General features: G+C 67.5%; 19 protein-coding genes and 3 tRNA genes. 19 read left to right on the top strand and 3 right to left on the bottom strand.

What is annotated here, in order from left to right; genetic code table 11:
• Positions 1-53 precede the first annotated feature (53 nt).
• The 6 genes from ACWCQM_RS16840 to ACWCQM_RS16815 all read left to right on the top strand — a co-directional run bounded on the left by ACWCQM_RS16840 (position 54) and on the right by ACWCQM_RS16815 (position 2815).
• Positions 54-126: transfer RNA gene (locus tag ACWCQM_RS16840), tRNA-Thr, on the top strand.
• A gap of 45 nt (positions 127-171) precedes the next feature.
• Positions 172-244: transfer RNA gene (locus tag ACWCQM_RS16835), tRNA-Met, on the top strand.
• 88 nt (positions 245-332) lie between these two features.
• Entirely contained in the window at positions 333-497 is a 165-nt protein-coding gene (gene rpmG, locus ACWCQM_RS16830) for a 50S ribosomal protein L33 (protein ID WP_003956487.1), read from the top strand.
• A 101-nt stretch (positions 498-598) separates the two neighbouring features.
• Positions 599-1051: a MaoC family dehydratase N-terminal domain-containing protein gene (locus ACWCQM_RS16825; protein WP_267074140.1), complete on the top strand. Its 453-nt coding sequence runs from the start codon at positions 599-601 to the stop codon at positions 1049-1051.
• Positions 1051-1479: a MaoC family dehydratase gene (locus ACWCQM_RS16820; RefSeq protein ID WP_450916017.1), complete on the top strand. Its 429-nt coding sequence runs from the start codon at positions 1051-1053 to the stop codon at positions 1477-1479. The genes ACWCQM_RS16825 and ACWCQM_RS16820 overlap by 1 nt, the downstream gene beginning before the upstream one ends.
• Before the next feature lie 280 nt (positions 1480-1759).
• A complete protein-coding gene (locus ACWCQM_RS16815; RefSeq protein WP_450916016.1) occupies positions 1760-2815 on the top strand; it encodes a UDP-N-acetylmuramate dehydrogenase in 1056 nt (351 codons plus the stop codon).
• Positions 2816-2910: 95 nt separating this feature from the next.
• On the opposite strand, the gene ACWCQM_RS16810 is transcribed toward ACWCQM_RS16815, so the two are convergent.
• Positions 2911-3546, bottom strand: coding sequence for an NAD(P)-dependent oxidoreductase (locus ACWCQM_RS16810; protein ID WP_450916015.1), 636 nt, complete (start codon positions 3544-3546; stop codon positions 2911-2913).
• Between the two features lie 90 nt (positions 3547-3636).
• On the opposite strand from ACWCQM_RS16810, the gene ACWCQM_RS16805 reads away from it, so the two are divergent.
• Complete coding sequence (locus ACWCQM_RS16805; RefSeq protein ID WP_450916014.1) at positions 3637-4218, top strand: TetR/AcrR family transcriptional regulator; 582 nt, start codon at positions 3637-3639, stop codon at positions 4216-4218.
• On the opposite strand, the gene ACWCQM_RS16800 is transcribed toward ACWCQM_RS16805, so the two are convergent.
• On the bottom strand, positions 4211-5224 hold the full coding sequence (locus tag ACWCQM_RS16800) for an adenosine deaminase (protein WP_450916013.1): 1014 nt from the start codon (positions 5222-5224) through the stop codon (positions 4211-4213). The genes ACWCQM_RS16805 and ACWCQM_RS16800 overlap by 8 nt on opposite strands.
• A gap of 127 nt (positions 5225-5351) precedes the next feature.
• Complete coding sequence (locus tag ACWCQM_RS16795) at positions 5352-6578, bottom strand: pyridoxal phosphate-dependent aminotransferase (RefSeq protein WP_450916012.1); 1227 nt, start codon at positions 6576-6578, stop codon at positions 5352-5354.
• Positions 6579-6790: 212 nt separating this feature from the next.
• Between ACWCQM_RS16795 and ACWCQM_RS16790 the strand changes: the two genes are divergently transcribed.
• The 12 genes from ACWCQM_RS16790 (at position 6791) to fusA (ending at position 22727) form a co-directional block, all read left to right on the top strand.
• A tRNA-Trp gene (locus ACWCQM_RS16790) sits at positions 6791-6863 on the top strand.
• Positions 6864-6969: 106 nt separating this feature from the next.
• The gene (gene secE, locus ACWCQM_RS16785) at positions 6970-7257 is read left to right on the top strand and encodes a preprotein translocase subunit SecE (protein WP_031096325.1); all 288 of its coding nucleotides are present in this window, start codon (positions 6970-6972) and stop codon (positions 7255-7257) included.
• Between the two features lie 74 nt (positions 7258-7331).
• Positions 7332-8219: a transcription termination/antitermination protein NusG gene (gene nusG, locus ACWCQM_RS16780; protein ID WP_450916011.1), complete on the top strand. Its 888-nt coding sequence runs from the start codon at positions 7332-7334 to the stop codon at positions 8217-8219.
• A 179-nt stretch (positions 8220-8398) separates the two neighbouring features.
• Positions 8399-8833: a 50S ribosomal protein L11 gene (gene rplK, locus ACWCQM_RS16775; protein ID WP_003967000.1), complete on the top strand. Its 435-nt coding sequence runs from the start codon at positions 8399-8401 to the stop codon at positions 8831-8833.
• Positions 8834-8916: 83 nt separating this feature from the next.
• Entirely contained in the window at positions 8917-9639 is a 723-nt protein-coding gene (gene rplA / locus ACWCQM_RS16770; protein ID WP_073744239.1) for a 50S ribosomal protein L1, read from the top strand.
• Positions 9640-10024: 385 nt separating this feature from the next.
• Positions 10025-10588 (top strand): 50S ribosomal protein L10, encoded by a 564-nt coding sequence (gene rplJ, locus ACWCQM_RS16765; protein ID WP_450916010.1) that lies wholly within the window; start codon positions 10025-10027, stop codon positions 10586-10588.
• 85 nt (positions 10589-10673) lie between these two features.
• A complete protein-coding gene (gene rplL / locus ACWCQM_RS16760) occupies positions 10674-11057 on the top strand; it encodes a 50S ribosomal protein L7/L12 (RefSeq protein ID WP_073744243.1) in 384 nt (127 codons plus the stop codon).
• 611 nt (positions 11058-11668) lie between these two features.
• Positions 11669-15154 carry a DNA-directed RNA polymerase subunit beta gene (gene rpoB, locus ACWCQM_RS16755; RefSeq protein WP_450916009.1) on the top strand — a complete coding sequence of 1162 codons (3486 nt, stop codon included), beginning with the start codon at positions 11669-11671 and terminating at the stop codon, positions 15152-15154.
• Positions 15155-15284: 130 nt separating this feature from the next.
• On the top strand, positions 15285-19184 hold the full coding sequence (locus ACWCQM_RS16750) for a DNA-directed RNA polymerase subunit beta' (RefSeq protein ID WP_073744247.1): 3900 nt from the start codon (positions 15285-15287) through the stop codon (positions 19182-19184).
• A 530-nt stretch (positions 19185-19714) separates the two neighbouring features.
• On the top strand, positions 19715-20086 hold the full coding sequence (gene rpsL, locus ACWCQM_RS16745) for a 30S ribosomal protein S12 (protein ID WP_003948652.1): 372 nt from the start codon (positions 19715-19717) through the stop codon (positions 20084-20086).
• 2 nt (positions 20087-20088) lie between these two features.
• Positions 20089-20559 (top strand): 30S ribosomal protein S7, encoded by a 471-nt coding sequence (gene rpsG / locus ACWCQM_RS16740; protein ID WP_014154599.1) that lies wholly within the window; start codon positions 20089-20091, stop codon positions 20557-20559.
• 38 nt (positions 20560-20597) lie between these two features.
• Positions 20598-22727 carry an elongation factor G gene (fusA, locus tag ACWCQM_RS16735; protein WP_450916008.1) on the top strand — a complete coding sequence of 710 codons (2130 nt, stop codon included), beginning with the start codon at positions 20598-20600 and terminating at the stop codon, positions 22725-22727.
• Positions 22728-22842: the final 115 nt, after the last annotated feature.

Here is a 22842-nt window from a genome sequence, read left to right as displayed (position 1 = left end):
GCGGAAACGGATTTGGGCGATCGGCGAGAGACCGTGTAATGTCTTCCTCGCTCGCCCCAATAGCTCAGTCGGTAGAGCGTCTCCATGGTAAGGAGAAGGTCTGCGGTTCGATTCCGCATTGGGGCTCTGGTGATCGGGTCTCCCCGCTTCGGCGGGGAAACCCGGCATCAAAGCGGTGTAGCTCAGTCGGTAGAGCAAGCGGCTCATAATCGCTGTGTCACCGGTTCAAGTCCGGTCACCGCTACTAACGGTAGCCGATTGTGGGGTCGGTCCTTCGATCGGCTACTCTTTTATGCGTTCATCCGTCCATCGTCCGTCCAAGGAGCACTCACGTGGCTGCCACCGACGTCCGCCCGAAGATCACGCTGGCCTGCGTGGAGTGCAAGGAGCGGAACTACATCACCAAGAAGAACCGGCGTAACAACCCGGACCGTCTTGAGATGAAGAAGCACTGCCCGCGCTGCAACTCGCACACCGCGCACCGCGAAACGCGCTGAAAAACAGGCTCGTGCACGAGGCCGTCCCCACTGGGGGCGGCCTCGTGTCGTTGTATTGGGTTCCCAGCCCTATTCGACTTTCACCAGGAGGTACCGGGCTCATGGCGCTCGACCAGTCCTTCGTGGGGCGGACCTATCCGCCCACCCCGGCGTACGAGGTCGGCCGGGAGAAGATCCGGGAGTTCGCGGAAGCGGTGGGTGACACCAATCCCGCGTACGTCGATCAGGAAGCCGCCAAGGCTCTGGGGCACCCGGATGTGATCGCCCCGCCCACATTCGTCTTCTCGATCACCTTCAGGGCCGCCGGACAGGTGATCCAGGACCCGCAGCTGGGCCTGGACTACAGCCGCGTGGTGCACGGCGACCAGAAGTTCGCCTACGTGCGCCCCGTGCGGGCGGGGGACCGGCTGACGGTCACCTCGACCATCGAGGCCGTCAAGTCGATGGCGGGCAACGACATCCTGGACATCCGCGGCGAGGTCCACGACGAGTCCGGTGAGCACGTCGTGACGGCGTGGACGAAGCTGGTGGCCCGGGCCGCCGAGGAGGCGTGATGACGGCGAACATCGCTTACGGAGCGGTTGAGGTCGGCACGGAGCTGCCGGCGCAGTCGTTCCCGGTGACGCGGGCGACCCTGGTGCAGTACGCGGGCGCCTCCGGCGACTTCAACCCGATCCACTGGAACGAGAAGTTCGCACGCGAGGTCGGACTGCCGGACGTCATCGCGCACGGCATGTTCACCATGGCCGAAGCGATCCGCGTGGTCACGGACTGGGCGGGCGACCCGGGCGCCGTCGTCGAGTACGGGGTGCGGTTCACCAAGCCGGTCGTCGTGCCGAACGACGAGACCGGGGCGCAGATCGAGGTGAGCGGCAAGGTCGCCGCGAAGCTGGACGACAACCTCGTGCGGGTCGACCTGACGGCGATGAGCGACGGCAAGAAGGTGCTGGGCATGTCCCGCGCCGTCGTCCGCCTGGCCTGAAACGCGACGAAGGCCGAAGGGCGCTCTCCCCGGGGAGGGCGCCCTTCGCGCTGCCCGGGGAGGGCGCCCTTCGCGCTGCCCGGCCCGTCCGAGTGCCGTCCACGCTCCCGGCCCGGCCCGGCCCGGCCCGTCGCATCGCGCCGCACAGCCCGCCCTGCCCCGCCCCCGCGCTGTGCCCCGCCGAGCACCCTTCGCGCTCCCGGCCCCCGCCACGCCGCCCGGCCCGCCCGGTGCCCTCCGCCCGCCCGGGCGGCCGGGCACGGACCGTACTCTTGTCCCCGTGCAGGAACTCCACGACGCCCCCCTCGCCCCCCTGACCACCTTCAGGCTCGGCGGCCCGGCCGACCGCCTCCTGACGGCCACCACCGATGCCGAGGTGATCGCCGCCGTACGTGAGGCCGACGACAGCGGCACCCCGCTCCTGGTCATCGGCGGCGGCTCCAACCTGGTCATCGGCGACAAGGGCTTCGTCGGAACGGCCCTGCGCATCGCCACCGAGGGCTTCGAGCTCTCCGGCACGACGCTCGAACTGGCCGCCGGCGAGGTCTGGACCGACGCCGTGGCCCGTACGGTCGAGGCGGGTCTCGCCGGGATCGAGTGCCTGGCCGGAATCCCCGGGTCCGCCGGGGCCACACCGATCCAGAACGTCGGCGCGTACGGCCAGGAGGTGTCCTCGGTCATCACGGAGGTCGTCGCCTACGACCGGCTCGCCCGGGAGACCGTCACGCTCTCCAACGCGGCGTGCGCGTTCTCGTACCGCCACAGTCGTTTCAAGGCCGAACCCGACCGCTTCGTGGTGCTCCGTGTCCGGTTCGCGCTGGAGGACGCGGGCGGGCAGTCCGCGCCCCTGCGGTATCCGGAGACCGCCCGCGCCATGGGCGTCGAACAGGGCGACCGGGTGCCGGCCGCGGCGGCCCGCGAGACGGTGCTGCGCCTGCGGGCCGGCAAGGGCATGGTGCTCGACCCCGAGGACCACGACACCTGGTCGGCCGGGTCCTTCTTCACCAATCCGATCCTGGACGAGGCCGGGTACGCGGACTTCCTCGCCCGCGCCAGGGAGCGCCTGGGCGCCGAGGTCACGCCCCCCGCCTTCCCCGCGGGTGAGGGCATGGTCAAGACCTCGGCCGCCTGGCTCATCGACAAGGCGGGCTTCACCAAGGGGTACGGGACCGGCCCTGCCCGGATCTCCACCAAGCACACGCTCGCCCTCACCAACAGGGGCGCCGCGACCACCGAGGACCTGCTCGCCCTGGCGCGCGAGGTCGTCGCCGGGGTCCACGAGGCCTTCGGGGTCACCCTCGTCAATGAGCCGGTGACGGTCGGCGTCAGCCTGTAGAGCAGTACGCGGGCCCCCGGACGACCAGACGGCCAGACGGCCAGACGGCCGGACGGCCCGGGGGCCCGCCGAGCACGGCGGGCCCCCGCGGGCGTTCAGTAGGCGACGCCCACGCCCTGCTTCACCGCGGCCGGCTCGTCGGCCAGCGCCAGCATCGCGTGGGCCACATCGGCCCGTGCGATGGAGCGGCCACTGCGCGGCGTGCCGCCCACGACCGTCCGGTACGTCCCCGTCAGCGGGCCGTTCGTCAGCTTCGGCGGGCGCACCGACGTCCAGTCCGTCGCGCTCGCCGCCAACGCGGCCTCCATGCGCGTCAGATCGGCGTACACCTCCTTGAGGACCGCGCCGATCACCTTGCGGACCGTCCGGTCCAGCAGCGGGTCGTCCGCAGGCTCGGGGCCGACCGGCGCCGCGCTCACGACCAGCAGTCGCCGGGTGCCCTCCGCCTCCATGGCCGCCAGCACCAGACCGGTGAGCCGCTCGGCGACATCGCCCGCCTTCCGGCCCCGGGCCCCCAGCCCCGAGAGCACGGCGTCCCGCCCCGCGACGGCCGCGCGGACCGCCACGGGGTCGTCCAGCCGCACGATCCCGTCCGGCTCCGCCTCCCGCAGGCCCTCCGGAAGCCTGCCGGGATCGCGGACCACCGCCGTCACCTCGTGCCCCGCCGCGCGAGCCTGGCGCACGATCTCCTGGCCGATGGCCCCGGTCGCTCCGAACACGGTGAGCCTCATGGCGCACTCCCCTTCCCCAGTGGGTGAGTATTCACTCACCTATAGGGTGAGCGGGCACTCACCCCCTCGTCAAGGCTTGTTGGAGCACGCATGGAAAATAAGCCGGCCCGCGTCCGCATCGTCGACGCCGCCCACGAACTCATGCTCGGCATCGGTCTCGCGCGGGTGACGACCAAGGAGATCGCCAAGGCCGCCGGGTGCTCGGAGGCGGCGCTCTACAAGTACTTCCGGAGCAAGGAAGAGCTCTTCGTTACCGTCCTCGGCGAACGGATGCCCCGGCTGGGGCCGCTCCTGGGGGATCTGGAGGCAGGGGAGGGCGACCTGGAGGAGAACCTCCGCGAGATCGCCCGCCAGGCCGCGCTCTTCTACGAGCAGACCTTCCCCGTGCTCGCCTCGCTCCACGCCGAGCCCCGGCTCAAGCGCCGCCACGACGAGGCGATGCGCGAGATGGGCACCGGGCCGCACAAGCCGATCGAGGGCCTCGACGCCTATCTGCGCGCCGAACAGCGGGCGGGCAGGGTCGACGCCGGGGCAGACACCTACGCGGCCGCCTCGCTGCTCCTGGGGGCCTGCTCGCAGCGCGCGTTCGCCTACGAGATGGGCGGCTCCCCGCAGTCGCTGGACGACTTCGCGGCCTCCCTCGCGCGCACCCTGCTGCGCGGGATCAGTTAGCGATCCAGGCGTCGATCCCGCCGAGCAGCTTCTCCCGCACCTCGGCCGGGGCCACCGATCCCCGCACGGACTGCCGGGCCAGCTCGGCGAGTTCCTCGTCGGTGAAGCCGTGATGGCGGCGTACGAGGTCGTACTGCGCGGCCAGCCGGGAGCCGAAGAGCAGCGGGTCGTCCGCGCCCAGCGCCATAGGGACGCCGGCGTCGAACAGAGTGCGCAGGGGTACGTCGGAGGGCTTCTCGTAGACGCCGAGCGCCACATTGGACGCCGGGCAGACCTCGCACGTCACACCCCGCTCCGCGAGCCTGCGCATCAGCCGGGGGTCCTCCGCCGCCCGTACGCCGTGCCCGATGCGGGACGCGTCGAGGTCGTCCAGGCAGTCCCGGATGCTGGAGGGCCCCGAGAGCTCGCCGCCGTGCGGGGCCGCGAGCAGACCGCCCTCGCGGGCGATGGCGAAGGCACGGTCGAAGTCGCGCGCCATCCCGCGCCGCTCGTCGTTGGAGAGCCCGAAGCCGATGACGCCCCGGTCGGCGTACCGCACGGCGAGCCTGGCCAGGGTCCGGGCGTCCAGCGGGTGCTTCATCCGGTTCGCCGCGATCACCACACGCATCCCGAGCCCGGTCTCCCTGGACGCGCTGTCCACGGCGTCCAGGATGATCTCGATCGCCGGGATGAGCCCGCCGAGCAGCGGGGCGTACGAGGTCGGGTCGACCTGGATCTCCAGCCACCCCGAGCCGTCCGCGACGTCCTCCATGGCCGTCTCGCGCACCAGCCGCTGGATGTCCTCCGGGGCACGGAGGCAGGATCTGGCGATGTCGTAGAGACGCTGGAAGCGGAACCAGCCGCGCTCGTCGGTGGCCCGCAGCTTGGGCGGTTCACCGCCGGTCAGCGCGTCCGGCAGATGCACCCCGTACTTGTCCGCGAGTTCGAGCAGCGTCGTGGGCCGCATCGACCCGGTGAAGTGCAGATGCAGATGGGCCTTGGGCAACAGCCGTACGTCACGCTCCATTGAAGGATCTTGCCGCACACGAGGGGTGCCGCGGTAGCGGGTTCCCCATCCGAGTTGCCCCTCGAACAAAAAAGTGGCCCCCGGCCGGAGCCGGGAGCCACCTCACCCGCGTGCGCGGATCAGCGGATCAGTCGCGGGCCTCGCCCAGCAGCTTCTGGATCCGCGAGACACCCTCGACGAGGTCGTCGTCGCCCAGGGCGTACGACAGCCGCAGGTAGCCGGGCGTACCGAAGGCCTCGCCGGGCACGACCGCGACCTCGGCCTCGTCCAGAATGAGGGCCGCGAGCTCGACGGAGTCCGCCGGGCGCTTGCCGCGGATCTCCTTGCCGAGCAGGCCCTTGACCGAAGGGTACGCGTAGAACGCGCCCTCCGGCTCGGGGCAGAGCACGCCGTTGATCTCGTTCAGCATGTGCACGATCGTCTTGCGGCGGCGGTCGAAGGCCGTCCGCATCTCGGCGACCGCGTCCAGCGAACCGGAGACCGCGGCCAGCGCGGCGGCCTGCGCGACGTTGCTGACGTTGGAGGTGGCGTGCGACTGGAGGTTCGTCGCGGCCTTCACGATGTCCTTCGGGCCGATGATCCAGCCCACCCGCCAGCCGGTCATGGCGTACGTCTTCGCGACACCGTTGACCACGATGCACTTGTCGCGCAGCTCGGGCACGACGGCCGGGAGCGAGGCCGCTGCGGCGCCGCCGTAGACCAGGTGCTCGTAGATCTCGTCGGTCATCACCCAGAGGCCGTGCTCGACGGCCCAGCGGCCGATCGCCTCGGTCTCGGCCTCGCTGTAGACGGCGCCCGTCGGGTTGGACGGCGACACGAACAGGACGACCTTCGTGCGCTCCGTGCGCGCTGCCTCCAGCTGCTCGACCGAGACCCGGTAGTTGGTGGTCTCGTCGGCCACCACCTCGACCGGGACACCGCCGGCCAGACGGATCGACTCGGGGTAGGTCGTCCAGTACGGGGCGGGGACGATGACCTCGTCGCCCGGGTCGAGGACCGCGGCGAAGGCCTCGTAGATGGCCTGCTTGCCGCCGTTGGTCACCAGGACCTGGGAGGGGTCGATCTCGTAGCCGGAGTCGCGCAGCGTCTTCGCCACGATGGCGGCCTTGAGCTCGGGGAGCCCGCCCGCCGGGGTGTAGCGGTGGTACTTCGGGTTGCGGCACGCCTCGACGGCGGCCTCAACGATGTAACCGGGGGTCGGGAAGTCGGGCTCGCCGGCGCCGAAGCCGATCACCGGACGCCCGGCGGCCTTGAGGGCCTTGGCCTTGGCGTCGACGGCGAGGGTGGCGGACTCGGAGATCGCACCGATGCGGGCCGAGACCCGGCGCTCGGACGGAGAAGTTGCAGCGCTCATGTCCCCATGCTCCCAGACCGGAAATGCCGTCGGCACAGGGGTTTCAGGGACCGGACAGCACTCGGACAGCATCCGGACAGGACCGGTCGGTTGTTGTCTGTTCGACGCGGCGCCCCTGAGCACGTACACTCACCTGTCGTTGGCCTTCACCAGCCGCACCGTTTTCCATCCGGGTCACCGGAGAACATGCGGTAGGTTGGTGGAAACCACAAAGGGTCGTAGCTCAATTGGTAGAGCACTGGTCTCCAAAACCAGCGGTTGGGGGTTCAAGTCCCTCCGGCCCTGCTACACACTCCTTCGCCAGGATGTGTGCGCATGTACGTACTTCAATGCACCGCCGTGCGGCTCCACCGGGCGCGGCACGGCCACGACCCGGAATCAGGTGAGTAGCGTGACGGACGCCGTGGGCTCCATCGACATGCCTGATGCCGAGGACGAAGCCCCCGAGTCGAAGAAGAAGACCCGGAAGGGCGGCAAGCGCGGAAAGAAGGGCCCTCTGGGCCGTCTCGCGCTGTTCTACCGCCAGATCGTCGCCGAGCTCCGCAAGGTCGTCTGGCCCACGCGCAGCCAGCTTTCGACGTACACGGCCGTGGTGATCGTGTTCGTGGTCGTCATGATCGGTCTCGTCACCGTGATTGACTTCGGATTTGCGCGGGTCATCAAGTACGTCTTCGGCTGATCCCCGCGGAGGGCGCCTCACCGGCGCCTCTTTCGCATGTTCCACCCATTTGTATCCAGGAAGAAGCAGCCATCGTGTCTGACCCGAACCTGAACGACGACGCCGAGCCCACGGCGAGCGCCGTCGAGTCCGCCGAGGACGAGCTCGACATCGTCGAGGCGGCGGATGCCGTGGACCCGGACCAGGTCGAAGCTGCTGACGCCGAAGCGGGCGAGCCCGCCGAGCAGGACGCCGTGAGCGTCGAGTCCGACGAGGACGCCGAGAGCGACGAGTCCGAGGACGACGAGGCCGCCGACGAGGTCGAGAGCGACGAGGACGCGGAGGAGGCCGAGCCGGCCGCCCCCGTCGACGCCGTCGCCGCCCTGCGCGAGGAGCTCCGCGGCCTGCCCGGCGAGTGGTACGTCATCCACACGTACGCCGGTTACGAGAAGCGCGTGAAGGCCAACCTGGAGCAGCGCGCCGTCTCGCTCAACGTCGAGGACTTCATCTACCAGGCCGAGGTGCCCGAGGAAGAGATCGTCCAGATCAAGAACGGCGAGCGGAAGAACGTCCGTCAGAACAAGCTCCCGGGTTACGTCCTGGTGCGCATGGACCTGACGAACGAGTCCTGGGGTGTTGTCCGCAACACGCCCGGCGTCACCGGCTTCGTGGGCAACGCCTACGACCCGTACCCGCTGACCCTGGACGAGATCGTCAAGATGCTCGCCCCCGAGGCCGAGGAGAAGGCGGCCCGCGAGGCGGCCGAGGCCGAGGGCAAGCCGGCTCCCGCCCGCAAGGTCGAGGTCCAGGTGCTGGACTTCGAGGTCGGCGACTCGGTCACCGTCACCGACGGCCCCTTCGCGACGCTGCAGGCGACGATCAACGAGATCAACGCCGACTCGAAGAAGGTCAAGGGCCTCGTCGAGATCTTCGGTCGCGAGACCCCGGTCGAGCTCAGCTTCGACCAGATCCAGAAGAACTGACGGCTTCACCGCCAGCTTCTGGACACATGCCTACCGAGCAGGTCAGACCGGCTTCGCAGCTGATCTGACCTGCTCGGTTTTTGGTCGCGCAGCTATACCCGTTATCGTTGTGCGGTATGCCTCCATCCGGATGACCGGAATCGGCGGCGAAACACTCTCACTAGGACCCGGAGAGAGCAATGCCTCCCAAGAAGAAGAAGGTCACGGGGCTTATCAAGCTCCAGATCAACGCCGGTGCGGCCAACCCGGCGCCGCCGGTCGGTCCCGCACTGGGCCAGCACGGCGTCAACATCATGGAGTTCTGCAAGGCCTACAACGCCGCGACCGAGTCGCAGCGTGGCATGGTCGTGCCGGTGGAGATCACGGTCTACGAGGACCGCTCCTTCACCTTCGTCACGAAGACTCCGCCGGCCGCCAAGCTGATCCTCAAGGCCGCGGGTGTGGACAAGGGCTCCGGCGAGCCGCACAAGACCAAGGTCGCCAAGCTGACGGCTGCCCAGGTCCGCGAGATCGCCACGACCAAGCTTCCCGACCTGAACGCCAACGACCTCGACGCCGCGTCGAAGATCATCGCTGGCACCGCCCGTTCCATGGGCATCACGGTCGAAGGCTGATTCAGCCCCGTCACCCCCCAGTGGTAGGACCAAGCGCTGGTCCGCACCACGACTCCACACTCTGAAAAACCACAGGAGTAGATGTGAAGCGCAGCAAGAACCTCCGCGCTGCGGACGCGAAGATCGACCGGGAGCGTACCTACGCCCCGCTCGAGGCCGTCCGTCTCGCCAAGGAAACCGCCGCCACCAAGTTCGACGGCACCGTCGAGGTCGCGTTCTGCCTGGGTGTTGACCCTCGCAAGGCCGACCAGATGGTCCGTGGCACCGTGAACCTCCCGCACGGCACCGGCAAGACCGCCCGGGTCCTGGTCTTCGCGACCGGTGACCGTGCTGCGGCCGCGGAAGCCGCGGGCGCCGACATCGTCGGCGCCGACGAGCTCATCGACGAGGTGGCGAAGGGCCGTCTGGACTTCGACGCCGTCGTCGCCACGCCGGACCTCATGGGCAAGGTCGGCCGCCTCGGCCGCGTGCTCGGTCCGCGTGGTCTGATGCCGAACCCGAAGACCGGCACCGTCACCCCCGATGTCGTCAAGGCTGTCAACGACATCAAGGGCGGAAAGATCGAGTTCCGCGTCGACAAGCACTCGAACCTGCACTTCATCATCGGAAAGACCTCTTTCGATGACACGAAGCTGGTCGAGAACTACGGCGCGGCCCTGGAGGAGATCCTCCGTCTGAAGCCGTCCGCCGCGAAGGGTCGCTTCATCAAGAAGGCGACCATGAGCACGACGATGGGCCCCGGCATCCCGCTGGACTCCAACCGCGTGCGCAACCTCCTCGTCGAGGAGGACCCGGCCGCCGTCTGAGCCCTCGCGCTCACCCGGTAGCCGCCGTCACGGCACGGTACGGGCCCCGCAGCCTCCCAGAGGCTCTGCGGGGCCCGTCCTCGTTCCCGGACCCGTACGAGAGGCGTTCAAACCTCTCCGACCGGTCGAACCGGGACGGATTTGCTCCGAACGGCCCCGGTCGCGTACGCTCCTCAGGAAGCCAAAGACCGCTGGTCGTTGCCGTGCACTCGTAAGAGGAACCGGTGACCGAAGGATCCGTCGAGAACGGGCGACCTGCGCAGGTGACTGTGGAAAGCTCCCGAATTCGTTCGGTCGAGCTACGCCCTGGCGCCTGCGCCGGGGCGTTTCGTCTTTACCGGCCCCTTCTGAGCGGTCCTCATCACCCGGAAGGAGGCCGACGCTCATGGCAAGGCCCGACAAGGCTGCCGCGGTAGCCGAGCTGACGGACCAGTTCCGCGGCTCGAACGCCGCCGTGCTGACCGAGTACCGGGGTCTCACCGTGGCACAGCTCAAGGAGCTGCGCCGTTCGCTCGGTGAGAACGCCCAGTACGCCGTGGTGAAGAACACGCTGACCAAGATTGCGGCCAACGAGGCCGGGATCGACACGCTGGACGACCTGTTCGCAGGTCCGACGGCGGTTGCCTTCATCACCGGTGACCCGGTGGAGTCGGCGAAGGGTCTTCGTGACTTCGCCAAGGACAACCCCAACCTCATCATCAAGGGCGGTGTCCTTGACGGTAAGGCGCTGTCCGCCGATGAGATCAAGAAGCTCGCGGACCTCGAGTCCCGCGAGGTTCTGCTCGCCAAGCTGGCCGGCGCCATGAAGGGCAAGCAGACTCAGGCTGCGCAGCTCTTCCAGGCTCTGCCGTCGAAGTTCGTCCGCACCGCGGAAGCGCTTCGCGCCAAGAGGGCCGAGCAGGGCGGTGCCGGTACGCCGGCTCCCGCCGACGCCGAGGTGGCGGAGTAACACTCCGCCCCACGGCTCGCAGCGGGCCCGTACGCCCGCCTACATATACATCCGGCACCTGCCGAATTAGTGGAAGGACGCCATCATGGCGAAGCTCAGCCAGGAAGACCTGCTCGCTCAGTTCGAGGAGCTCACCCTCATCGAGCTCTCCGAGTTCGTGAAGGCCTTCGAGGAGAAGTTCGACGTCACCGCCGCCGCGGCCGTCGCCGTTGCCGCCCCCGGCGCCCCGGGTGCCCCGGCCGAGGCCGAGGCCGAGCAGGACGAGTTCGACGTCATCCTCACCGGTGCCGGCGAGAAGAAGATCCAGGTCATCAAGGTCGTGCGTGAGCTGACCTCCCTGGGTCTGAAGGAGGCCAAGGACCTCGTCGACGGCACCCCGAAGCCGGTCCTCGAGAAGGTCGCCAAGGAGGCCGCTGACAAGGCTGCCGAGTCCCTCAAGGCCGCCGGCGCCTCCGTCGAGGTCAAGTGACCCTGCGAGTCATCTGACTCCGCACGGCGCTCTCAGCCGCAAGGCTGAGATGTCACATCGCAAAGGGCGATCACCCATCCGGGTGGTCGCCCTTTGGCGTGCCCCCGGCGGCTGCCTTGATCTTCCGCCCTCGACGAGTAGGGTGATCTTCGCCGTGCGTTTCTCCGGGCCGCGCAGGGGGCAGTCAACAGGCGTCCTCAGGGCGCAGGTGAAGATCGCCGGGCGTCCGCCGGGGCCTCAGGGCCTTGACGAACCGCACGAGGCGCGCAATTCTCAGGACGCGTCATCATCTCGATCCGCTTCCGAGGCATGGATCGAGAGCGAAGAGGGCAGTAAAGAAGAGCGCACACCGCGCGAGGGCTATTCATAGGTGTTGAGAACAGCTGTTGAGAGCAACGTGGGTCTCTGAGAACCCCGACTGGACATCAGTGTGCCACTTGGCTACACTGACCCTTTGCGCTGCCTGTTAGCTGCCTCCTGCCCGTCACCAGGGGCATGCCCACGCTTAGCACCGATGGCCGGATATTCCCTGACCTTGGGTTTTCTGTCTCCGTGTGCGGCTTGGGGCCGGTACGCGCGTAGTGAGTCCGAGCCCTCGGAAGGACCCCCTCTTGGCCGCCTCGCGCAACGCCTCGACCTCGAATACGAACAACGGTGCCAGCACCGCCCCGCTGCGCATCTCTTTTGCAAAGATCAAGGAGCCCCTCGAGGTTCCGAACCTCCTCGCGCTGCAGACCGAGAGCTTTGACTGGCTCCTCGGCAATGCCGCCTGGAAGGCTCGCGTCGAGGCTGCTCTGGACAGCGGACAAGATGTCCCCACCAAGTCCGGCCTGGAGGAGATCTTCGAGGAGATCTCTCCGATCGAGGACTTCTCCGGGTCGATGTCGCTCACGTTCCGCGACCACCGCTTCGAGCCCCCCAAGAACTCGATCGACGAGTGCAAGGAGCGCGACTTCACGTTCGCCGCGCCGCTCTTCGTCACGGCCGAGTTCACCAACAACGAGACCGGCGAGATCAAGTCCCAGACGGTCTTCATGGGCGACTTCCCGCTCATGACCAACAAGGGCACCTTCGTCATCAACGGCACCGAGCGTGTCGTCGTGTCGCAGCTCGTGCGCTCGCCGGGTGTCTACTTCGACTCCTCCATCGACAAGACGTCCGACAAGGACATCTTCTCCGCCAAGATCATCCCGTCCCGGGGTGCCTGGCTGGAGATGGAGATCGACAAGCGCGACATGGTCGGTGTCCGTATCGACCGCAAGCGCAAGCAGTCCGTCACCGTCCTCCTGAAGGCTCTCGGCTGGACCACCGAGCAGATCCTCGAGGAGTTCGGCGAGTACGAGTCCATGCGCGCCACCCTGGAGAAGGACCACACCCAGGGCCAGGACGACGCGCTGCTCGACATCTACCGCAAGCTGCGCCCGGGCGAGCCGCCCACGCGCGAGGCCGCTCAGACGCTGCTCGAGAACCTCTACTTCAACCCGAAGCGCTACGACCTCGCGAAGGTCGGCCGCTACAAGGTGAACAAGAAGCTCGGCGCCGACGAGCCGCTCGACGCCGGTGTCCTCACCAGCGACGACATCATCGCCACCATCAAGTACCTGGTGAAGCTCCACGCCGGTGAGCTCGAGACCGTCGGCGAGTCCGGCCGGACGATCGTCGTCGAGACCGACGACATCGACCACTTCGGCAACCGTCGTCTGCGCAACGTCGGCGAGCTCATCCAGAACCAGGTCCGCACGGGTCTCGCCCGTATGGAGCGCGTCGTGCGCGAGCGCATGACGACCCAGGACGTCGAGGCGATCACGCCGCAGACCCTGATCAACATCCGGCCGGTCGTCGCCTCCATCAAGGAGTTCTTCGGCACCAGCCAGCTGTCGCAGTTCATGGACCAGAACAACCCGCTGTCGGGTCTCACCCACAAGCGCCGTCTGTCGGCCCTTGGCCCGGGTGGTCTCTCCCGTGAGCGGGCCGGCTTCGAGGTCCGTGACGTGCACCCGTCCCACTACGGACGCATGTGCCCGATCGAGACCCCTGAAGGCCCGAACATCGGTCTGATCGGTTCGCTCGCCTCCTACGGCCGCGTCAACGCGTTCGGCTTCATCGAGACGCCGTACCGCAAGGTCGTCGACGGCCAGGTCACCGACGAGGTCGACTACATCACCGCCGACGAGGAAGACCGCTTCGTGATCGCCCAGGCGAACGCGACGCTCTCCGAGGACATGCGCTTCACGGAGCCGCGCGTCCTGGTCCGCCGTCGTGGCGGAGAGGTCGACTACATCCCCGGTGACGACGTCGACTACATGGACGTCTCGCCGCGCCAGATGGTGTCCGTCGCCACCGCGATGATCCCGTTCCTGGAGCACGACGACGCCAACCGTGCCCTCATGGGCGCGAACATGATGCGCCAGGCCGTCCCGCTCATCAAGAGCGAGGCGCCGCTCGTCGGCACCGGCATGGAGTATCGCTGCGCCACCGACGCCGGTGACGTCCTGAAGGCCGAGAAGGACGGTGTGGTCCAGGAGGTCTCCGCGGACTACATCACCGTCACGAACGACGACGGCACGTACACCACGTACCGCATCGCCAAGTTCTCGCGCTCCAACCAGGGCACCTCGGTCAACCAGAAGGTCGTCGTCTCCGAGGGCGACCGGGTCATCGAGGGCCAGGTCCTCGCCGACGGGCCGGCCACCGAGAACGGTGAGATGGCGCTCGGCAAGAACCTCCTCGTGGCGTTCATGCCGTGGGAGGGCCACAACTACGAGGACGCGATCATCCTGTCGCAGCGCCTCGTGCAGGATGACGTCCTCTCCTCGATCCACATCGAGGAGCACGAGGTCGACGCCCGTGACACCAAGCTCGGCCCGGAGGAGATCACCCGGGACATCCCGAACGTCTCCGAAGAGGTCCTCGCCGACCTCGACGAGCGCGGCATCATCCGTATCGGTGCCGAGGTCGTCGCCGGCGACATCCTCGTCGGCAAGGTCACGCCCAAGGGTGAGACCGAGCTGACCCCGGAGGAGCGCCTGCTCCGCGCGATCTTCGGTGAGAAGGCGCGCGAGGTGCGCGACACCTCGCTGAAGGTGCCCCACGGTGAGATCGGCAAGGTCATCGGCGTCCGCGTCTTCGACCGCGAAGAGGGCGACGAGCTGCCGCCGGGCGTGAACCAGCTGGTCCGCGTCTACGTCGCGCAGAAGCGCAAGATCACCGATGGTGACAAGCTCGCCGGCCGTCACGGCAACAAGGGTGTCATCTCCAAGATCCTTCCGATCGAGGACATGCCGTTCCTCGAGGACGGCACCCCGGTCGACATCATCCTCAACCCGCTGGGTGTCCCGTCCCGAATGAACCCGGGACAGGTCCTGGAGATCCACCTCGGCTGGCTCGCCAGCCGCGGCTGGGACGTCTCCGGCCTCGGTGACGAGTGGGCCAAGCGCCTGCAGGCCATCGGCGCCGACCAGGTCGCCCCCGGCACCAACGTCGCCACGCCCGTCTTCGACGGCGCGCGCGAGGACGAGATCTCCGGTCTCTTCGGAGCCACGATCCCGAACCGCGACGGCGACCGGCTGGTCCAGCCCTCCGGCAAGGCCCAGCTGTTCGACGGCCGCTCCGGCGAGCCGTTCCCGGACCCGGTCTCGGTCGGGTACATGTACATCCTCAAGCTGCACCACCTGGTCGACGACAAGCTCCACGCGCGCTCGACCGGCCCGTACTCCATGATCACGCAGCAGCCGCTGGGTGGTAAGGCGCAGTTCGGTGGGCAGCGATTCGGTGAGATGGAGGTGTGGGCCCTTGAGGCTTACGGCGCCGCATACGCCCTCCAGGAACTGCTGACGATCAAGTCCGACGACGTCACCGGCCGCGTGAAGGTCTACGAGGCGATCGTCAAGGGCGAGAACATCCCCGAGCCGGGCATTCCCGAGTCCTTCAAGGTGCTCATCAAGGAAATGCAGTCGCTCTGCCTCAACGTGGAGGTGCTGTCCTCGGACGGCATGTCCATCGAGATGCGCGACACGGACGAGGACGTCTTCCGCGCGGCGGAGGAGCTCGGTATCGACCTGTCCCGGCGCGAGCCGAGCAGCGTCGAAGAGGTCTGACGGGTTGGTCGGCCGGATCTCCGTGATCCGGCCGGCTCTCCCCGGACCCGTTCAGACCATTGCTGAAGTGCCCCGGTTTTCTCGCGTGAAGCGAGGGGGCTCGAACCCCCGAAAGAGGGATTGACGACAAGTGCTCGACGTCAACTTCTTCGACGAGCTGCGGATCGGCCTTGCCACCGCGGACGACATCCGGACCTGGTCCCACGGCGAAGTGAAGAAGCCGGAGACCATCAACTACCGCACGCTCAAGCCCGAAAAGGACGGACTCTTCTGCGAGAAGATCTTCGGTCCGACCCGGGACTGGGAGTGCTACTGCGGCAAGTACAAGCGTGTCCGCTTCAAGGGCATCATCTGTGAGCGCTGTGGCGTCGAGGTCACGCGCGCCAAGGTGCGCCGTGAGCGCATGGGCCACATCGAGCTTGCCGCTCCCGTCACCCACATCTGGTACTTCAAGGGCGTCCCGTCGCGCCTGGGCTACCTGCTGGACCTCGCGCCGAAGGACCTCGAGAAGGTCATCTACTTCGCCGCGTACATGATCACGTTCGTCGACGAGGAGCGCCGCACGCGCGACCTCCCGTCGCTGGAGGCGCACGTCTCCGTCGAGCGCCAGCAGGTCGAGAACCGCCGCGACTCGGACCTCGAGAACCGTGCCAAGAAGCTCGAGACCGACCTGGCCGAGCTCGAGGCCGAGGGCGCCAAGGCCGACGTACGCCGCAAGGTGCGCGAAGGTGCCGAGCGTGAGATGAAGCAGCTGCGCGACCGTGCGCAGCGCGAGATCGACCGTCTCGACGAGGTGTGGAGCCGCTTCAAGAACCTCAAGGTCCAGGACCTCGAGGGCGACGAGCTGCTCTACCGCGAGCTGCGTGACCGCTTCGGCACGTACTTCGACGGCTGCATGGGCGCCGCCGCGCTGCAGAAGCGCCTGGAGTCCTTCGACCTCGACGAGGAGGCCGAGCGCCTCCGCGAGATCATCCGTACCGGCAAGGGCCAGAAGAAGACCCGTGCGCTCAAGCGCCTCAAGGTCGTCTCCGCGTTCCTGCAGACCAGCAACAAGCCCAAGGGCATGGTGCTCGACTGCGTGCCGGTCATCCCGCCGGACCTGCGTCCGATGGTGCAGCTGGACGGTGGCCGCTTCGCGACCTCCGACCTGAACGACCTGTACCGCCGCGTGATCAACCGCAACAACCGCCTGAAGCGGCTTCTCGACCTCGGCGCGCCCGAGATCATCGTGAACAACGAGAAGCGCATGCTCCAGGAGGCCGTGGACGCCCTCTTCGACAACGGTCGTCGTGGTCGCCCGGTCACCGGTCCCGGTAACCGCCCGCTGAAGTCCCTGAGCGACATGCTCAAGGGCAAGCAGGGTCGTTTCCGTCAGAACCTCCTCGGCAAGCGCGTGGACTACTCCGCGCGTTCCGTGATCGTCGTCGGTCCGCAGCTCAAGCTGCACCAGTGCGGTCTGCCGAAGGCGATGGCGCTGGAGCTCTTCAAGCCGTTCGTGATGAAGCGCCTGGTGGACCTCAACCACGCGCAGAACATCAAGTCGGCCAAGCGCATGGTCGAGCGTGGCCGCACCGTGGTGTACGACGTCCTCGAAGAGGTCATCGCCGAGCACCCGGTGCTGCTGAACCGTGCGCCCACGCTGCACCGCCTCGGCATCCAGGCCTTCGAGCCGCAGCTGGTCGAGGGCAAGGCCATCCAGATCCACCCGCTCGTCTGCACCGCGTTCAACGCGGACTTCGACGGTGACCAGATGGCCGTGCACCTGCCGCTCTCCGCGGAGGCGCAGGCCGAGGCCCGCATCCTGATGCTGTCCTCGAACAACATCCTGAAGCCGGCCGACGGTCGCCCCGTCACCATGCCGACCCAGGACATGGTGCTGGGTCTCTTCTTCCTCACCACGGACGAAGAGGGCCGCAACGTCAAGGGCACGGACCGCGCGTTCGGCTCCACGGCCGAGGCCACCATGGCCTTCGACGCCCGCGAGCTGTCGCTCCAGGCGAAGGTCGACATCCGCTTCCCGGTGGGCACCATGCCCCCGCGTGGCTGGGTGCCGCCTGTCGCCGAGGAGGGCGAGCCCGAGTACCAGCCGGGTGACACCTTCCGTCTGCGTACGAGCCTGGGCCGCGCGCTCTTCAACGAGCTGCTGCCCGAGGACTACCCGTTCGTCGACTACTCGGTGGGCAAGAAGCAGCTCTCCGAGATCGTCAACGACCTGGCCGAGCGCTACCCCAAGGTCATCGTGGCGGCGACGCTCGACAACCTGAAGGCGGCCGGTTTCCACTGGGCGACCCGCTCCGGTGTGACCGTGGCCATCTCCGACGTCGTCGTGCCCGAGGCCAAGAAGGCCATCGTCAAGGGCTACGAGGAGCAGGACGAGAAGGTCCAGAAGCAGTACGAGCGCGGTCTCATCACCAAGGACGAGCGCACGCAGGAGCTCATCGCGATCTGGACCAAGGCGACCAACGAGGTTGCCGAGGCGATGAACGCGAACTTCCCGAAGACGAACCCCATCTTCATGATGGTCGACTCGGGTGCCCGAGGAAACATGATGCAGATGCGTCAGATCGCGGGTATGCGTGGTCTGGTGTCGAACGCCAAGAACGAGACGATTCCCCGTCCCATCAAGGCGTCCTTCCGTGAGGGCCTCACCGTTCTGGAGTACTTCATCTCCACGCACGGTGCCCGTAAGGGTCTGGCGGACACCGCCCTGCGTACCGCCGACTCGGGTTACCTGACCCGTCGTCTGGTGGACGTCTCGCAGGACGTCATCATCCGCGAGGAGGACTGCGGCACCGACCGCGGCCTCAAGCTGAAGATCGCCGTCAAGGGCGCCGACGGTGTCCTGCGCAAGACGGACGACGTCGAGACCTCGGTCTACGCCCGCATGCTCGCCGAGGACGTCGTCGTCGACGGCAAGGTCATCGCGCCTGCCAACGTCGACCTCGGTGACGTCCTGATCGACGCCCTCGTGGGCGCCGGCGTCGAGGAGGTCAAGACCCGCTCGGTCCTGACCTGTGAGTCCGCGGTCGGCACCTGTGCCTTCTGCTACGGACGCTCGCTCGCCACCGGCAAGCTGGTCGACATCGGTGAGGCGGTCGGCATCATCGCCGCCCAGTCCATCGGTGAGCCCGGTACCCAGCTGACGATGCGTACCTTCCACACCGGTGGTGTGGCCGGTGACGACATCACGCAGGGTCTGCCCCGTGTCGTCGAGCTCTTCGAGGCGCGTACCCCCAAGGGTGTCGCCCCGATCTCGGAGGCAAAGGGCCGGGTCCGCATCGAGGAGACCGAGAAGACCAAGAAGCTCGTCGTCACCCCGGACGACGGCAGCGAGGAGACGGCGTTCCCGATCTCCAAGCGTGCCCGTCTCCTGGTCGGCGAGGGTGACGCGGTCGAGGTGGGCCAGAAGCTCACCGTCGGTGCCACCAACCCGCACGACGTGCTGCGGATCCTCGGTCAGCGCGCGGTCCAGGTCCACCTGGTCGGCGAGGTCCAGAAGGTCTACAACTCGCAGGGTGTGTCGATCCACGACAAGCACATCGAGATCATCATCCGGCAGATGCTGCGCCGTGTGACGATCATCGAGTCCGGCGACGCGGAGCTGCTGCCGGGCGAGCTCGTCGAGCGATCGAAGTTCGAGACCGAGAACCGTCGTGTGGTCACCGAGGGCGGTCACCCCGCCTCCGGCCGTCCGCAGCTGATGGGTATCACCAAGGCCTCGCTCGCCACCGAGTCGTGGCTGTCGGCGGCGTCCTTCCAGGAGACGACCAGGGTCCTGACCGACGCGGCGATCAACGCCAAGTCGGACTCCCTGATCGGCCTCAAGGAGAACGTCATCATCGGTAAGCTCATCCCGGCCGGTACGGGCCTGTCCCGCTACCGCAACATCCGGGTCGAGCCGACCGAGGAGGCCAAGGCCGCGATGTACTCGGCCGTCGGCTACGACGACATCGACTACTCGCCGTTCGGCACCGGCTCCGGCCAGGCCGTTCCGCTGGAGGACTACGACTACGGTCCGTACAACCAGTAAGCGAGTCGCTTGATCGACCGGAGGGCGGCCACCCCGTTTCGTACGGGGTGGCCGCCCTTCGGCGTGCGTGGGGGAGGCCGTGAGCTCGCTCACGCCGCGTGAGCGAGCCGGGCGCAGGCGCGTCCGGCGCGGCCGTGCGGCGGGTGACCCTCCGACGGTGCGTCCACCCTGGTGGGAGGCGCCTGGAGCGGCCCCGGCGGGCCTCCTGGACGGGAACCCGCGGCTTCCGGTACGGCGCCGGCGGACGCTCCGCGCCCGTGTGAGGGTTCCGTGGGCGTGGGGGGCGGCCGTCCCCGGGGCATTTGTTTTGACCCAGCTCCGTGAGGTAGGTACGCTCAAGCCTTGTGCCTGGGGTGTGCCTGGGCTCGCGTGCGTGTCCTCTGCCGCACGGCGAGTCCGTAAGTGGCCACCGCAATCTGTATCTCTCCTGCCTCGTCGCAGGGGCGCGCAGTATTCGACACACCCGACCGCGTGGGTCGGCGAGTGTTCCAGGTTAGTTTCACGAACGGCACACAGAAACCGGAGAAGTAGTGCCTACGATCCAGCAGCTGGTCCGGAAGGGCCGGCAGGACAAGGTCGAGAAGAACAAGACGCCCGCGCTCGAGGGTTCGCCCCAGCGTCGCGGTGTCTGCACGCGTGTGTTCACGACCACCCCGAAGAAGCCGAACTCGGCACTCCGTAAGGTCGCGCGTGTGCGTCTGACCTCCGGTATCGAGGTCACGGCCTACATCCCGGGTGAGGGACACAACCTGCAGGAGCACTCCATCGTGCTCGTGCGTGGTGGCCGTGTGAAGGACCTGCCGGGTGTTCGTTACAAGATCATCCGCGGCTCCCTTGACACCCAGGGTGTCAAGAACCGCAAGCAGGCCCGCAGCCGCTACGGCGCCAAGAAGGAGAAGTAAGAATGCCTCGTAAGGGCCCCGCCCCGAAGCGCCCGGTCATCATCGACCCGGTCTACAGCTCTCCTCTTGTCACCTCGCTGATCAACAAGATCCTCCTCGACGGCAAGCGTTCCACCGCCGAGCGGATCGTGTACGGCGCCATGGAAGGCCTCCGCGAGAAGACCGGCGCTGACCCGGTCATCACGCTGAAGCGCGCGCTTGAGAACGTCAAGCCCTCGCTCGAGGTCAAGTCCCGCCGTGTCGGTGGCGCCACCTACCAGGTGCCGATCGAGGTCAAGCCCGGTCGCGCCGCCACCCTCTCGCTGCGCTGGATCGTCGGTTACTCCCGCGCCCGTCGCGAGAAGACCATGACCGAGCGCCTCATGAACGAGCTGCTCGACGCCTCCAACGGTCTTGGCGCAGCTGTCAAGAAGCGCGAGGACACCCACAAGATGGCCGAGTCGAACAAGGCCTTCGCGCACTACCGCTGGTAGTCGCTTACCCCATCGAGACCGAGAGAAGATTGAGCCTTATGGCCACCACTTCGCTTGACCTGGCCAAGGTCCGCAACATCGGGATCATGGCCCACATCGACGCGGGCAAGACGACCACCACTGAGCGGATCCTCTTCTACACCGGCGTCTCGTACAAGATCGGTGAAGTCCACGACGGCGCAGCCACGATGGACTGGATGGAGCAGGAGCAGGAGCGCGGCATCACGATCACGTCCGCCGCGACGACCTGTCACTGGCCGCTCAACGATGTTGACCACACCATCAACATCATCGACACCCCGGGTCACGTCGACTTCACCGTCGAGGTGGAGCGTTCGCTCCGCGTCCTCGACGGTGCCGTCACCGTGTTCGACGGTGTCGCGGGCGTCGAGCCCCAGTCCGAGACTGTCTGGCGTCAGGCGGACCGCTACGGCGTGCCGCGCATCTGCTTCGTCAACAAGCTCGACCGCACCGGTGCGGACTTCTTCCGTTGCGTCGACATGATCGTGGAGCGCCTCGGCGCCGTCCCGATCGTCATGCAGCTCCCCGTCGGCGCCGAGGCGGACTTCACGGGCGTCGTCGACCTCGTGTCGATGAAGGCCTTCGTGTACCCCGAAGAGGCCGCCAAGGGCGAGATGTACAACGTCGTCGACATCCCGGACAACCTCAAGGAGGCCGCCGAGGAATGGCGCGGCAAGCTCCTCGAGGCCGTCTCGGAGAACGACGACGCGATGATGGAGCTGTACCTGGAGGGCACCGAGCCCACCCAGGACCAGCTGCACGAGGCGATCCGCCGCATCACGCTCGCGTCCAAGGGCAGCGCCGACTCCGTCACGGTCACCCCGGTGTTCTGTGGCACGGCGTTCAAGAACAAGGGCGTCCAGCCCCTGCTCGACGCGGTCGTCCGCTACCTGCCTTCCCCCCTGGACGTCGAGGCCATCGAGGGCCACGACGTCAAGGACCCGGAGCTGGTCATCAAGCGCAAGCCTTCGGACGACGAGCCGTTCTCCGGCCTGGCGTTCAAGATCGCGAGTGACCCGCACCTCGGCAAGCTCACCTTCGTCCGGATCTACTCCGGTCGCCTCGAGGCCGGCACCGCGGTGCTGAACTCGGTCAAGGGCAAGAAGGAGCGCATCGGCAAGATCTACCGCATGCACGCGAACAAGCGTGAGGAGATCGCGTCGGTGGGCGCCGGTGACATCGTCGCCGTCATGGGCCTGAAGCAGACCACCACGGGTGAGACGCTGTCCGACGACAAGAACCCGGTGATCCTGGAGTCCATGGACTTCCCGGCGCCGGTCATCCAGGTCGCCATCGAGCCCAAGTCCAAGGGTGACCAGGAGAAGCTGGGTGTCGCCATCCAGCGCCTCTCGGAGGAGGACCCCTCCTTCCAGGTGCACTCGGACGAGGAGACCGGCCAGACCATCATCGGTGGTATGGGCGAGCTTCACCTCGAGGTGCTCGTCGACCGCATGAAGCGCGAGTTCCGCGTCGAGGCGAACGTCGGCAAGCCCCAGGTGGCCTACCGCGAGACGATCCGCAAGACCGTCGAGCGCATCGACTACACGCACAAGAAGCAGACTGGTGGTACCGGCCAGTTCGCGAAGGTGCAGATCGCCCTCGAGCCCATCGAGGGTGGCGACGCCTCCTACGAGTTCGTCAACAAGGTCACCGGTGGCCGCATCCCCCGTGAGTACATTCCCTCGGTGGACGCGGGTGCTCAGGAAGCCATGCAGTTCGGCATCCTGGCCGGTTACGAGATGGTCGGCGTCCGCGTCACCCTTCTCGACGGTGGTTACCACGAGGTCGACTCCTCGGAGCTCGCCTTCAAGATCGCCGGTTCGCAGGCGTTCAAGGAGGGTGCCCGCAAGGCGTCCCCCGTGCTCCTCGAGCCGATGATGGCCGTCGAGGTCACCACGCCCGAGGACTACATGGGCGATGTCATCGGCGACCTCAACTCCCGCCGTGGCCAGATCCAGGCCATGGAGGAGCGCAGCGGCGCTCGCGTCGTGAAGGGCCTCGTGCCCCTCTCGGAGATGTTCGGCTACGTCGGAGACCTCCGCAGCAAGACCTCGGGTCGCGCAAGCTACTCGATGCAGTTCGACTCCTACGCCGAGGTTCCGCGGAACGTCGCCGAGGAGATCATCGCGAAGGCCAAGGGCGAGTAACTCTTCGGAGCTCACGCTTTAGGCTTGTCACCGGAGCCCGGTCGGGCATTCGTCGCAGCGCGCAAGCAGCGCGGCGAATGCCCCCGGCACCGGCATTCCAGCAAAGATCACCTGG

This window comes from Streptomyces sp. NPDC002125, assembly GCF_053593715.1.
The sequence above is the reverse complement of the archived record's forward strand: the minus strand, read 5'-3'. Positions and strand labels throughout refer to the sequence as shown.